Here is a 12,646-nt window from a genome sequence, read left to right as displayed (position 1 = left end):
ATGAGCGCACACGTTCTGTCTCTCCTGGTCGAGGACAAGCCCGGCCTGCTGACCCGCGTCGCCGGCTTGTTCGCTCGTCGCGGTTTCAACATCGAGTCGCTCGCCGTGGGTTCGAGCGAGATTGAAGGCCTCTCCCGCATCACCGTCGTCGTCGATGTCGAGGAGCTCCCGTTGGAGCAGGTCACCAAACAGCTGAACAAGCTGATCAATGTGATCAAGATCGTCGAACTCGACCCCGCCCAATCGGTGCAGCGCGAACATCTGCTGATCAAAGTGCGGGTCGACAACCAGACCCGGTCGCAGGTGCTGGAAGCGGTCAACCTGTTCCGTGCGCGCGTGGTCGACGTCGTCATGGACGCCCTCGTCATCGAGGTGACAGGCGACAGCGGAAAGACTCAGGCATTCCTCCGAGTGCTCGAGCCGTACGGCATCAAGGAAATGGCGCAGTCCGGGCTGCTCGCGATCGGCCGCGGCTCGAAGTCCATCACCGAACGCGTCTTCAAGAATTGACCACCAAAAACTAACCCCCAAACAAGGAGACACACAACAGTGGCTGAAATCTATTACGACAATGACGCAGACCTTGCCATCATCCAGGGCAAGAAGGTCGCTGTCATCGGTTATGGCTCGCAAGGCCACGCGCACGCGCAGAACCTGCGTGACTCCGGAGTCGAGGTCGTTGTCGGCCTCAAGGAAGGCTCGAAGTCCAAGCAGAAGGCGGAAGAGGCCGGATTCCGCGTTTTCAGCTCGGCTGACGCGGCCGAGTGGGCGGACGTCATTGTGATCCTCGCCCCCGACCAGGTGCAGCGTCACCTGTACGCTGACGACATTGCGCCGCACCTGGCAGCAGGCAAGGCACTCGTCTTCGGGCACGGCTTCAACATCCGTTTCGAGTACATCCAGGCACCGGACGGCGTCGACGTGATCATGGTCGCCCCCAAGGGTCCCGGCCACACGGTGCGCCGCGAATACGAGGCGGGCCGCGGCGTTCCCGTCGCCGTCGCCGTCGAGAAGGACGCGACAGGCAACGCCTGGCCGCTCGTGCTCAGCTACGCGAAGGGCATCGGCGGCCTGCGCGCCGGCGGCATCAAGACAACGTTCACCGAGGAGACGGAGACCGACCTGTTCGGCGAACAGTCCGTGCTCTGCGGCGGCGTCTCCCAGCTGATCCAGTACGGCTTCGAGACGTTGACCGAGGCGGGTTACCAGCCGGAGATCGCCTACTTCGAGGTGCTTCACGAGATGAAGCTCATCGTCGACCTGATCTGGGAGGGCGGCATCGCCAAGCAGCGTTGGAGCGTCTCGGACACGGCGGAGTACGGCGACTACGTCTCAGGTCCGCGCGTGATCGACCCGCGTGTCAAGGAGAACATGAAGGCCGTTCTCTCCGACATTCAGGACGGCACGTTCGCGGCGCGCTTCATCGCGGACCAGGATGCAGGGGCCCCCGAGTTCCTCGCGCTGCGAGCCAAGGGCGAGCAGCACCCGATCGAGGCCACCGGCCGTGAGTTGCGCAAGCTCTTCGCGTGGAACTCGTCGAACGACGACGACTACGTCGACGGCGAGGTTGCTCGCTAAGCGCGCTCGTTCATCAACTGGATCAGATCGCGCCGGAGAGGGAGCGGATGCCCGGTTCAACCGTGGCAGTAGAAATTGCAGTACAAGACGTCGAGGGCGTGCGGATTGCGCTCGGTGAAGGCGCGGACACGGTCGAGTTGTGTTCGGCCTTGCGCGTCGGCGGGCTGACGCCGTCGGCCGGCGTCGTCGAATTGGCTGCTGAGCTGGCGCGCGATGCCGGCCGGCAGGGGTTCTTGCACGTCCTGGTGCGCCCGCGCCCTGGTGGCTTCTACTACAGCGGCAACGAGATTGACGTGATCCTGCGCGACATCCGTCAGCTTCGCGAATTGGGAGCAGACGGTATCGTCACCGGTGTGCTCGACGAGCGGGGGCGGGTCGACATCGACACGATGCACGGCCTGGTCGATGCCGCCGGGGCGCTGGATGTCACATTTCACCGGGCGATCGACGTTGCACCGCATCCGGTCGCCGCTGTAGAGAAACTATCGCTGATCGGCGTGCGACGCGTGCTCAGTTCTGGGCAGTCCAAACGCAGCATCGACGGTGTCGAATTGCTTCGTGCGATGACCGATAAGGCCAGAGGCAAGGTGAACGTGATCGCGGGTGGCAACGTCACGCCGCAGGATATCCCCGCGTTGGCGGCAGCCGGTGTGCTCAGTGTGCACTTGTCCGCTCGGCATGTGGTCGTCGGCACGGCGAGCGGACCGGGCGGCGGGGATGCGTCTTACGATGCCACGGATGCCGCACTCGTGCGTGCCGCTATCGCGGCGGCCCGCAGCCGCTAGCCCGCAGAAACTCGGATCCGCATCCGCCCTCCGTTCAGACGGCGCAGCACGGTGCATAACGGTATTCAGAGGACGCGGTAAGGTGTGAACCACCGCGCCCCATTGACCGTGGCGCCCGAGCCCCGTCTGTTTTACGCCGTAGCCACGGCGTGCCACCGCCGCTCGCTGTCCCTGAACGATGACATCGTTGTTCGATGTCGTCCCCGCTCAATGTCAAAGGAAGCGTTACGTGTCAAAACCGGTCGTGCTGATCGCCGAAGTCCTTTCCCCCGCCACCGTCGATGCGCTCGGCCCCGATTTCGACGTGCGCACCGTCGACGGAACGGATCGTGCCGCCCTGCTTGCGGCGCTCACAGACGCGGAAGCCATCCTGGTGCGCTCCGCCACGAAGGTCGACGCCGAGGCTATCGCGGCCGCACCGAAGTTGCGTGTGATCGCCCGAGCAGGCGTCGGGCTCGACAACGTTGACATCAAGGCGGCAACCACGGCAGGTGTGATGGTCGTCAACGCGCCGGTCTCGAACATCATCTCGGCCGCCGAACTGACGATCGGCCACATCCTGAGCCTTGCCCGGCACATTCCGGCAGGGCACGCATCGCTGGCCGATGGTCAGTGGAAGCGTTCGAAGTACACCGGTGTCGAACTCTATGAGAAGACGATCGGCATCATCGGCCTCGGCAGGATCGGTGCGCTGATCGCCGCGCGGCTTCAGGCGTTCGGCACGTCGATCATCGCATACGACCCCTATGTGACCAGCGCACGGGCGCAGCAACTCGGCGTTCAACTGGTCAGCCTCGATGAGCTGCTCGCATCCTCCGACTTCATTTCCATCCACATGCCGAAAACGCCAGAGACGGTTGGCATGATCAGCGACGAGCAGCTCGCACTGATGAAACCGTCTGCGTTCATCGTCAATGTCGCCCGCGGCGGTCTCATCGATGAGGATGCCCTCTACCGCGCACTGTCTGCAGGTTCGATCGCTGGGGCGGGGCTCGACGTGTTCACGTCAGAGCCGCCGGAAGACTCCCCGCTGCTCGCGCTGGAGAACATCGTGGTTACTCCGCATCTGGGTGCCTCCACGGACGAAGCGCAGGAGAAGGCAGGTGTCTCCGTCGCGAAGTCGGTGCGCTTGGCGCTGTCCGGTGAACTGGTTCCGGATGCCGTCAATGTCGCAGGCGGGGTCATCGACGAATACGTGCGCCCCGGCATCCCGCTGGTCGAGAAGCTCGGGCAGGTCTTCAGTGGACTTGCCGGCAGCCCGCTGACCAGTATCGATGTCGAGGTTCGTGGCGACCTGGTCAACTACGACGTCAGCGTGCTCAAGCTGGCGGCCCTCAAGGGCGTCTTCTCCAACATCGTCAGCGACAACGTGTCCTATGTGAATGCGCCACTCCTGGCCGAACAGCGCGGTATCGAGGTGCGCCTCATCACAGACGCTGTCACGAAGGACTACCACAACGAGATCACTCTGAGTGGTGCGCTCAGCGACGGTTCTCAGATCTCAGTGGCCGGCACCATCACCGGTACGAAACAGGTTGAGAAGCTCATCGGCATCAACGGCTACGAGATCGAGGTGCCGCTCGCTGAGCACATGATCGTGATGATCTACGATGACCGGCCCGGTATCGTCGCGATCTATGGCCAGCAGCTCGGAGACGCCGGCATCAACATCGCGGGTATGCAAATTGCGCGGACGGCGGCGGGCGGAAAGGCATTGAGCGTCGTGATCGTCGACTCTCCGGTACCGGAAGGACTTCTCGAGACCGTGCGCACGGCGATCTCCGCCGACGTGACCTACGAGATCGACATCGCCGACTAGCGCTCGGCAGGTTCAGACTGAGCTCTCGGCGGGGCCAGACCGACGAGCCACAAAGTCTTTGACTGCGGCGACGAGCTCGTCCATGGATTCTGAGCGCGCCGTCTCGTCCGTGAGCCGCATTGACGAGTTGAAGTACAGCCCGTCGCCCACAAGCGCGACGACGCGAGCGGCGACCGGGTCGGTCACGGCATCCGTGATCGCTGCCAGCCAGGTCGCCTGCATGCTGCGGATGGCGTCGCGTACGTCCGCGTGCGACCCCTGCGCCAGGCACGCGCAGGCCACGATCGCGCGCTCCAGCGCGCTCTGACCAAGATCAGTGGATGCGACCGACGTGCGGATGAAATACTCGACGACACCCTCCGGGGCGGCGCGCATCCGCTCCACATCTGCACTAACCAGCACCCGCAAACGTTCTATCAGTCCCTGGATCAACGCATCCTTCGACGCGAAGTGGTAGAGCAGTCCGCCCTTGGACACGCCGGCATTACTCGCTACAGCCTCGAGGGTCGCTGCGCGTTCGCCGTCGTCGATGAGCAGCAGTTCGAACGCATCAAGGATGCGCTCACGGGTCGGAGCGGGGGAGGCCACGCCCTCATCGTACTCAGCGCGTTCCAGAGTCATAGCTGGTACTATACCGTCTGGACGGTATAGCATCTAACAATACAGATTCCGGCGACCCACAGAAAGCAGAGCCCACCTTGACGACCGCAGAGGCCCTGGCAACCTCGACGCTGCCCGCCCGTGCTGGGGCACGCCAATGGGCTGCTCTCGGCGTGCTCATGCTGCCGGTGCTCCTGGTCTCCGTCGACAACACGGTTTTGAACTTCGCGCTTCCGGCGATCTCAGAAGCCCTGGAGCCGACCGGTGTCGCGCTGCTCTGGATCATCGACATCTACCCGCTGGTGTTGGCGGGGCTCTTGGTGGCGATGGGCAGCCTGGCAGACCGAATCGGCCGGCGCAAGCTTCTCGTGATCGGCTCGGTCGGTTTCGTCGCGATGTCGATCGTTGCGGCATTCTCATCGACGGCAGAAGCGCTGATCGCCGCACGGGCAGCCCTCGGGTTCTTCGGCGCCATGTTGATGCCGTCGACGCTCTCGCTGCTGCGCTCGGTGTTTCTCGACCGGGATCAGCGCCGAATGGCCATCGCGGTTTGGGCGACCGGGTTCGCTGCCGGCTCAGCGCTCGGCCCGATCGTCGGCGGGCTCCTGCTCGCGCACTTCTGGTGGGGGTCCGTCTTCCTGATCGCGGTGCCCGTGCTGATTCCGTTGCTGATTCTCGTGCCGCTCCTGATCCCTGAGTCGCGCGACCCGAATCCGGGAACGATCGATCTGCTCAGCATCCTGCTGTCGCTGGCGGCGATGGCGCCACTGGTCTTCGGCATCAAGTCGCTCGCCAACGGCGGCAACGTCGTCATCGGTGTCATGGCGGTTGCCATCGGGGCTGCGAGCGGTCTGCTGTTCGTGCGACGCCAGTTGCGGCGCAGGAACCCGATGCTCGACGTGCGGCTGTTCACGCGGCCTGCGTTCAGCGGTGCAGTCGGGGTGAACCTGCTCAGCGTGATCGCGCTCGTCGGCGGCCTGTTCTTCATTTCTCAGCATCTGCAGCTGGTGCTCGGTCAAGACCCCATTGAGGCGGCATTGACCCTTTTACCGGGGCTCGTCGCGATGATCATCGCGGGCCTGGCCGTTGTGCCGATCGCCCGCCGCACGCGCCCGAGCATCGTTATCCCCATCGGCCTCATGCTCTCCGCCTCCGGTTACACGATGATCGCGGTGCTCGGTAACGGGCTGAGCGCCGGCGCGTTCATCATCGCGTTCATCGCCCTGGGCATCGGGATCGGTGCCGCCGAGACGGTCTCGAACGAACTGATCATCGCAACGGCACCCGCGGACAAGGCGGGTGCCGCATCCGCTGTGTCCGAGACCGCGTACGAACTCGGCGCCGTGCTCGGCATGGCTATCCTCGGCACGATCATCACGGCGAGCTACCGCGCCGCTGTGGTGCTGCCCTTCGGTCTGACGCCGGCCCAGGCGGATGCCGCGGGGGAGACGATCGGTGGAGCCGCTGCGGTTGCGAAGACGCTTCCGTCGCTCCAGGCGGATGCGCTGATGGCCTCGGCGCGGCACGCCTTCGACAGCGGCGTCGCGCTGACCGCGGGGATCGGTGCTGGCTTGGTGCTGCTGGCGGCGGTGCTGGCCGCCGTGACGCTGCGGCGCGAACGGTCGGCCAGCAAGAAGACGGACGCAGTCCGGCCGGACAGGGTGCTGGACTAAACGTCGTCGCGGCGTTCCGTCGTGTCATAGCGTTGCCCGGTCGCGGGGTCGATACCGGTGCGCCGGGTCACGACACTCCTCCGCTTCTGGGCGAGCAAAACGATTCCGATGATGATGACGAGCACTCCTGCCCCCATCAGAATCCAGCCGACCAGCTGGAGATCGATCCAGGCCGGAGTGACGTTGACCGCGAACGCGAGAATAGCGCCGATCACAAAGAGGAAGATGCCCGCGCCGAGACTCATCGTCTGTGCCTCCCGTTATTCAAGGCCCTGTCGTTGAGGGCCTTTTGCCGTTCCAGGATGCCGCCAGCATAGACCGGCGGGCTCGGCACGGCCAGAGCAGAACTGCTACGCGAGTAATCTGGCAGTAGTCCGCACATTTCTAGCCCTGGAGTCGTATGTCCCGCACCATCAAACTCGCCGTCATCCCTGGAGACGGCATCGGCCCAGAGGTAATCGACGAAGCGGTCAAGGTGCTTGACGCTGCGACGGAATCCGAGTCTGTAACGTTTGACAAGACAGAATTCACGCTCGGCGCAGCTCGGTTTCTCGAGACCGGCGAAGTATTGACCGATGAAGACCTCGCGTCGATTCGAGAGCACGACGCGATTCTGCTCGGCGCGGTGGGCGGGCTGCCTGGCGACCCGCGGCTGAAGGATGCCAACATCGAGCGCGGGCTGCTGCTCAAGCTGCGCTTCAGCCTTGACCAATACGTGAATCTGCGCCCGACCACGATCTTCCCCGGGGTGTCCAGCCCGCTGGCCAATCCTGGCGAAGTCGACTTCGTCGTGGTGCGCGAGGGCACGGAGGGGCCGTATGTGGGCAACGGCGGTGCCATCCGCGTCGGAACGCCGCAGGAGATCGCCAACGAGGTTTCTGTGAACACGGCATTCGGAGTCGAGCGCGTCGTGCGGTTCGCCTTCGCTCAGGCGGCAGCACGGCGCAACAAGCTGACTCTCGTGCACAAGACCAACGTGCTCGTCAACGCCGGTGCGCTGTGGAAGCGCGTCGTCGACTCCGTCGCAACCGAGTTTCCGCAGGTCACCGTCGACTATCTGCATGTCGACGCCGCCACGATCTTCTTCGTCACGAATCCTGCTAGATTTGACGTCATCGTCACGGACAACCTCTTCGGCGACATTCTGACCGACCTCGCGGCCGCAATCAGCGGCGGCATCGGGCTAGCGGCCTCGGGCAATATCAACCCGGATGGCGTCTTCCCCAGCATGTTCGAACCGGTTCACGGATCGGCCCCGGACATTGCCGGACAGCAGAAGGCCGACCCCACAGCGGCGATCCTGTCCGTCGCGCTGATGCTCAGCCACTTCGGGTTGACGGATGCCGCGGCACGCGTGAACGCGGCCGTGCTCGGCGACCTTGCCGATCGGGGTTCGGCGCATCGCACGACATCCGAGGTCGGTGACGCGATCGTGGCTCGCGTCGCCGCGTAACGAAGCTTCACCTCTCCACAGAAGGACTTGAAATGACCACCACCGCACGGACAGCGACATTCGCCCTCGCATTCGCCCAGACACCGTCCACCTCGACGCGTGCAGAAGCGGAGCGCGACGCCATTCTTGCCAATCCCGGGTTCGGGCAGCACTTCACAGACCACATGGTCGTAATCGATTGGAGCCTGCAGAACGGCTGGGAGAACGCCCGTGTTGTACCGTATGGCCCGCTGCAGCTCGAGCCTGCGTCCGCTGTTCTGCACTACGCACAGGAGATCTTCGAGGGACTGAAGGCGTACAGGCACGCGGACCGCTCGATCTGGACATTCCGGCCCGATCGGAACGCGGAGCGCATGCAGCACTCCGCGCACCGACTCGCATTGCCGCCGCTTGCAGTCGAGGATTTCATCGAGTCGCTGAAACAGCTGATCGCTCTGGATCATAATTGGGTTCCGGCTGAGCCTGAGACGAGCCTGTATCTGCGCCCGTTCATGATCGCCAACGAGAACTTCCTCGGCGTGCGGCCGGCGCAACGGGTGAGCTATTACGTGATCGCCAGCCCGGCCGGCTCATACTTCGCCAACGGCGTCGCCCCGGTGTCGATCTGGCTGTCGAGCGACTATTCGCGTGCGGGGCGCGGTGGCACAGGGGCCGCGAAGTTCGGCGGCAACTATGCGGCGTCCCTGCTGCCGCAAGCAATCGCATACGAACACGGTTGCGCGCAGGTGCTGTTCCTCGATGGTGAGACGGGCACGCACATCGACGAACTCGGCGGTATGAACATCGTGTTCGTTCACAAAGACGGCACCCTGGTGACCCCACGGCTGAGCGGCAGCATTCTCGACGGCGTCACACGCAACAGTCTGCTGCAGCTGGCCCGCGACCGCGGGCATGGCGTCGAGGAGCGTGACGTGACGGTCGACGAGTGGCGCGAGGGAATCGCATCCGGTGAGATCACGGAGGTGTTCGCGTGCGGCACGGCCGCCGTCGTCACACCGATCGCGCAACTCAAATCGGAGGACTTCACCATCGGCTCGGCGGATGCACCGGCTGGCGAACTGGCAATGTCGCTGCGCAAGGAGCTCACCGACATTCAATATGGGAGAATCCCGGATCGGCACGGCTGGCTCGTGCGATTGGATGCGTAGTGACGTGAAGGTCGCACGATTCAGCTACAACGGAGCGCTGGCATACGGGATCCTCGACGACAACGAGTTGGTGATGCTCGACGGCGATCCGATGTTCTCCGGGTTCAACACGACCGGCGAGCGGGTTCCGCTCTCGGCGGCCACGTTGTTGGCACCGGTAATTCCGCGATCGAAGGTCGTGGCGGTTGGCAAGAACTATCGCGATCACGCAGCCGAAATGGGCGGAGAGGCGCCAGCCGCACCACTGCTCTTTCTCAAGCCGAACACCGCTGTGATCGGGCCGAACGATGCGATCGTGCTGCCGACCCAGTCGAGGCAGGTCGAGCACGAGGGCGAATTGGCGGTTGTCATCGGGCGGATCGCAAAGAACGTCTCAGCGAAGGACGCTGCCGACTATGTGTTCGGCTACACGGCCGCGAATGATGTGACCGCGCGAGATCTGCAGAAGGCCGATGGGCAATGGGCCCGCGCAAAAGGGTTCGACACGTTCTGCCCGCTCGGGCCGGTGATCGAGACCGAGTTCGACATCGCTGCAGCGACGCTGCGCACCCGGGTGAACGGGGAACTGCGTCAAGACGGTCGCGTCAGCGACCTCGTGCACGATATCCCGTCCATCGTCGAATATGCCTCGAGCGTGTGGACGCTGCTGCCGGGAGACGTGATCTTGACCGGCACGCCGGCCGGTGTCGGGCCGCTGCGTGCGGGAGACGTCGTCGAGGTCGAGATCTCCGGGATCGGCACCCTCAGCAATCCGGTGCGCGCCCGCGCCTGACGCCTCGCAGGTAGCCTCGGTGGTCGAGTAGCGCGCGAGGAACGAGCACGCGTATTGAGACCCGTGCATGGGCCCGTCAGCGACCAAGCGCCCTCAGCACCGCGTCCACGTCCGACTCGTCGTTCCACAGATGGAAGGCCACGCGGGCATTGCCCGCTCGACCGGATGCGACGATGCCGGCGCCCGTCAACCGCGCGAGTTGGTCACCGTCCGGATCGTGCCAGGTGACGATGGATTGGCCGCGGGTTGTGAGCCCGAGCCCTTCGCAGAGCGCGTCGCCGAGCGCGATGTCGTATGCGGCCACCTCCTGCATGTCCAACGAGGCATACATGTCTAGTGCGGGGGCAGCGCCGATCCACGATTGCCAGGCTGGCGAGACGTCGAATCGGCGAGCGTCGTCGGCCAAATGCATGTTCGGGCCGTACGTTGACGTCCAGGGGTCATCGCCGGCGTACCATCCAGCCTGCACGGGCCGCAACCGGCCTGCGAAGTCTTGGCTCACGGTCATGAAGGCCACACCTCGCGGCGCGCTCAGCCATTTGTATGCGTGACCGATCGTTGCGTCGAATTTGGAGGCATCGACCGGAAGCCAGCCTGCGGCCTGTGTGAGGTCGCAGAGGGTGCGTGTGCCGGTGCGTGCAGCGGCGGCGATGATGGTATCCGCATCGGCAATCACTCCGGTCGCTGATTGCACGAGCGAGAAGGCGACGAGCCAGGTGCGCTCCGTGACGGATTCGGCCACGGCATCCTGCGGAACGTGCCGCACGTGCACGCCGCGATGCTGTTGTTGCAGGAAGGGGAAAATGATCGAGCTGAAGTCGCCGTCGATGCAGACGATCTCGGCGCCGTCTGGTGCGGAGGCCGCGATCACGCCGGCCATGACGGATTCCTGCGAGCCGATGGCGACACGGTCTGTCGACACACCGACGAGTCGCGCGTAGCTCGCCCGCCCCGCCGCTACCGCAGCCTCGTACACGGCGCAGTCCGTGCCGGTGTGGTATGCCCGATCGAGATCGGCGTGCTGTGCCTGAATGGTGTCTCGCGTCGGCAAGCCCATTGTGCACGCTGCCAGGTAGCCGTGACCGCCGCCGAACTGGGCTTGGGCTGCGGCGAGGCTCAGTTGCGGTGTCTTGACGGACGTGGAAGCGGGGATGGATGCGGATGCCAGAGCAGTGGTCATGGTTCCAGCCTTGCAAGAGTCCATATATTGTTCCAGTGGCAGTGTGGTATCTGAAGGATAACCGCACGTTATGATTGAGTCATGACCCTCGTTCCGTCGCTCGAGTCGCGGTTCGAACTTGACTCGCACACGTTGCGCATCGTGCGCGCAATATCCGAAACCGGATCGATCACGGCCGCGGCAGCTGCACTGGGCTTCAGCCAGCCGGCGATCAGCCAGCATCTCAAGCGAGCCGAGACGCGGATCGGCATGCCGATTGTCGCGCGCGCAGGCCGCGGCGTGCGGTTGACCGAGGCGGGCCGCGTGCTCGCCCGGCATGCAGGCACGATCACGACTGCGCTGGATGCGGCCGCCGGTGAGCTGTCGGAGCTCGCCGGTCTGCGCGCGGGCCGAGTGCGTATTGCTGCGTTCCCGTCTGCATCGCCGACACTCGTGCCGAAACTGCTCGGTAAGATGGCGCAGGTTCATCCGGGGATCGGAATCAGTTATCTCGAGGCCGAGCCTCCCGAAGCAGTGCAGGCGGTGCGCGAGCAACAGGCCGATTTGGCCGTCACATTCAGCTATCCGGGCGATCGAGTCGACCCGCACAAGGACAGTGCGCGCGGACTGGTCGTGGCCCCGCTCTGGCGCGACGAGATGCTGCTGGCGCTGCCTGGGGATCACCCGCAGGCAGCCTCCGGGACCGTTGCGCTCGATGCCCTTGCTGCGGAAAGCTGGATCGCGGGCTGCCCGCGCTGCCGCGGCCACCTGCTGCAGCTCGCCGAGAAGTCCGGCTTCGAACCGGCAATCGCGTACGAGACGGACAATTTCGTGGCCGTGCTCGGAATGGTCGCAGCGCGACTCGGCGTCGCGTTGATCCCGTCTCTTGCGGTGGATGCCGCGTCGGTGCCGTCGGGGGTGGTCATCCGCCCGACGAGCAATCGCGACTATCGCACCATCCATCTGGTCGGCGCTGCCGGGAGCGAAAAGGTTCCGGCCATCGCGGCCACCACGGCCGTGATCGTCGATCTTGACACTTCGGCGTGGTCGCTCGGGCCGGCCATCGCGGCAGCCTGACCCGCGGCAGCCTGACCCGCGGCAGCCTGACCCGCGGCAGTCAATTCGTCTTGGTTCTACGCTGGCCTTATGGATTTGTCGATGTTGACCGGCTGGGAGAGCTTTTTCGTGGCGCTGGCGGGTGTCGGGGCTGCGCTGGCCGGCCTCATCATCGTTGCCATCACCGTGACGATCAAGGAGATCCTTGCATCGAAGGCGCTGCCGTCCAGGGCCGCCGCTACGATCGCGTCGCTGGTGCTCGTGGTTGTGGCGTCCGGTCTGATGCTTGTGCCTCGGCAGAGCGCCACGGCGTTGGGCGTTGAGCTTGTGATTGCAGGTGTGTTCGTCGTGCTCATTCAGGCGGTTTCGCTTATGCGTATCTTTGACGAGCGCCCGCTGCGGCCCGCTGCCGAGAATGCCGTCAAGATCGTGCTGGGGGTGGCACAGATCCTGCCGTTCATGATCGGAGCCGTACTTGTGCTGTTGGCACTGCCTGCCGGTGTGTATTGGATTGCACTGGGCATGCTCGTGACGATCGCCTGCGCGACCATGAACGCGTGGGTGTTGCTGGTTGAGGTCCAGCGCTGAGGCATCGGAGTGGCG

At 64.5% G+C, this 12,646-nt stretch carries 13 protein-coding genes; 10 read left to right on the top strand and 3 right to left on the bottom strand.

Annotated elements, in window-relative coordinates:
• From ilvN to serA, 4 genes are all read left to right on the top strand, one after another.
• Positions 1–510, top strand: a complete 510-nt coding sequence (gene ilvN / locus QU604_RS13155) for an acetolactate synthase small subunit (protein ID WP_308465082.1) — start codon at positions 1–3, stop codon at positions 508–510.
• A gap of 39 nt (positions 511–549) precedes the next feature.
• Complete coding sequence (ilvC, locus tag QU604_RS13150; protein WP_308465081.1) at positions 550–1,578, top strand: ketol-acid reductoisomerase; 1,029 nt, start codon at positions 550–552, stop codon at positions 1,576–1,578.
• Positions 1,579–1,625: 47 nt separating this feature from the next.
• Entirely contained in the window at positions 1,626–2,363 is a 738-nt protein-coding gene (locus tag QU604_RS13145) for a copper homeostasis protein CutC (RefSeq protein ID WP_308465080.1), read from the top strand.
• A gap of 229 nt (positions 2,364–2,592) precedes the next feature.
• Positions 2,593–4,182: a phosphoglycerate dehydrogenase gene (gene serA, locus QU604_RS13140; RefSeq protein ID WP_308465079.1), complete on the top strand. Its 1,590-nt coding sequence runs from the start codon at positions 2,593–2,595 to the stop codon at positions 4,180–4,182.
• 12 nt (positions 4,183–4,194) lie between these two features.
• On the opposite strand, the gene QU604_RS13135 is transcribed toward serA, so the two are convergent.
• Positions 4,195–4,803, bottom strand: a complete 609-nt coding sequence (locus QU604_RS13135; RefSeq protein ID WP_308465078.1) for a TetR/AcrR family transcriptional regulator — start codon at positions 4,801–4,803, stop codon at positions 4,195–4,197.
• 77 nt (positions 4,804–4,880) lie between these two features.
• Between QU604_RS13135 and QU604_RS13130 the strand changes: the two genes are divergently transcribed.
• Complete coding sequence (locus tag QU604_RS13130) at positions 4,881–6,455, top strand: MFS transporter (RefSeq protein ID WP_308465077.1); 1,575 nt, start codon at positions 4,881–4,883, stop codon at positions 6,453–6,455.
• Here QU604_RS13130 and QU604_RS13125 read toward each other — a convergent pair.
• Positions 6,452–6,700 (bottom strand): DUF6458 family protein, encoded by a 249-nt coding sequence (locus QU604_RS13125; RefSeq protein ID WP_308465076.1) that lies wholly within the window; start codon positions 6,698–6,700, stop codon positions 6,452–6,454. The two genes, QU604_RS13130 and QU604_RS13125, sit on opposite strands and share 4 nt — an antisense overlap.
• Positions 6,701–6,855: 155 nt before the next feature.
• On the opposite strand from QU604_RS13125, the gene QU604_RS13120 reads away from it, so the two are divergent.
• Genes QU604_RS13120 through QU604_RS13110 form a run of 3 tightly spaced genes read left to right on the top strand, consistent with a single transcriptional unit; the run spans position 6,856 to position 9,828 of the window.
• Entirely contained in the window at positions 6,856–7,908 is a 1,053-nt protein-coding gene (locus QU604_RS13120) for a 3-isopropylmalate dehydrogenase (RefSeq protein ID WP_308465075.1), read from the top strand.
• Between the two features lie 32 nt (positions 7,909–7,940).
• Positions 7,941–9,056 (top strand): branched-chain amino acid aminotransferase, encoded by a 1,116-nt coding sequence (locus QU604_RS13115; RefSeq protein ID WP_308465074.1) that lies wholly within the window; start codon positions 7,941–7,943, stop codon positions 9,054–9,056.
• A gap of 4 nt (positions 9,057–9,060) precedes the next feature.
• Positions 9,061–9,828: a fumarylacetoacetate hydrolase family protein gene (locus QU604_RS13110; protein WP_308465073.1), complete on the top strand. Its 768-nt coding sequence runs from the start codon at positions 9,061–9,063 to the stop codon at positions 9,826–9,828.
• Positions 9,829–9,904: 76 nt separating this feature from the next.
• Here QU604_RS13110 and QU604_RS13105 read toward each other — a convergent pair whose 3' ends face one another.
• Positions 9,905–11,008: an aminotransferase class V-fold PLP-dependent enzyme gene (locus tag QU604_RS13105; RefSeq protein WP_308465072.1), complete on the bottom strand. Its 1,104-nt coding sequence runs from the start codon at positions 11,006–11,008 to the stop codon at positions 9,905–9,907.
• Between the two features lie 81 nt (positions 11,009–11,089).
• Here QU604_RS13105 and QU604_RS13100 point away from each other — a divergent pair, with 81 nt between their 5' ends.
• Both QU604_RS13100 and QU604_RS13095 read left to right on the top strand, forming a co-directional pair.
• A complete protein-coding gene (locus QU604_RS13100) occupies positions 11,090–12,064 on the top strand; it encodes a LysR family transcriptional regulator (protein WP_308465071.1) in 975 nt (324 codons plus the stop codon).
• 69 nt (positions 12,065–12,133) lie between these two features.
• Positions 12,134–12,631 carry a hypothetical protein gene (locus QU604_RS13095; protein ID WP_308465070.1) on the top strand — a complete coding sequence of 166 codons (498 nt, stop codon included), beginning with the start codon at positions 12,134–12,136 and terminating at the stop codon, positions 12,629–12,631.
• Positions 12,632–12,646 lie beyond the last annotated feature (15 nt).

Origin of the sequence: Rathayibacter sp. SW19 (genome assembly GCF_030866825.1) — a bacterium.
GTDB classification, from domain to species: Bacteria; Actinomycetota; Actinomycetes; order Actinomycetales; family Microbacteriaceae; genus Rathayibacter_A; species Rathayibacter_A soli.
Note: the sequence above shows the minus strand (reverse complement) of the source record. Positions and strands in the feature narration are given on the sequence as shown.

What these genes read in the sequence shown, in the direction of transcription:
- ilvN (WP_308465082.1), top strand. Translation starts at nt 1, where the DNA reads ATGAGCGCACACGTTCTGTCTCTCCTGGTCGAGGACAAGCCCGGCCTG.
- QU604_RS13145 (WP_308465080.1), top strand. Translation starts at nt 1,626, where the DNA reads ATGCCCGGTTCAACCGTGGCAGTAGAAATTGCAGTACAAGACGTCGAG.
- QU604_RS13135 (WP_308465078.1), bottom strand. Translation starts at nt 4,803, where the DNA reads ATGACTCTGGAACGCGCTGAGTACGATGAGGGCGTGGCCTCCCCCGCT.
- QU604_RS13125 (WP_308465076.1), bottom strand. Translation starts at nt 6,700, where the DNA reads ATGAGTCTCGGCGCGGGCATCTTCCTCTTTGTGATCGGCGCTATTCTC.
- QU604_RS13120 (WP_308465075.1), top strand. Translation starts at nt 6,856, where the DNA reads ATGTCCCGCACCATCAAACTCGCCGTCATCCCTGGAGACGGCATCGGC.
- QU604_RS13115 (WP_308465074.1), top strand. Translation starts at nt 7,941, where the DNA reads ATGACCACCACCGCACGGACAGCGACATTCGCCCTCGCATTCGCCCAG.
- QU604_RS13105 (WP_308465072.1), bottom strand. Translation starts at nt 11,008, where the DNA reads ATGACCACTGCTCTGGCATCCGCATCCATCCCCGCTTCCACGTCCGTC.
- QU604_RS13100 (WP_308465071.1), top strand. Translation starts at nt 11,090, where the DNA reads ATGACCCTCGTTCCGTCGCTCGAGTCGCGGTTCGAACTTGACTCGCAC.
- QU604_RS13095 (WP_308465070.1), top strand. Translation starts at nt 12,134, where the DNA reads ATGGATTTGTCGATGTTGACCGGCTGGGAGAGCTTTTTCGTGGCGCTG.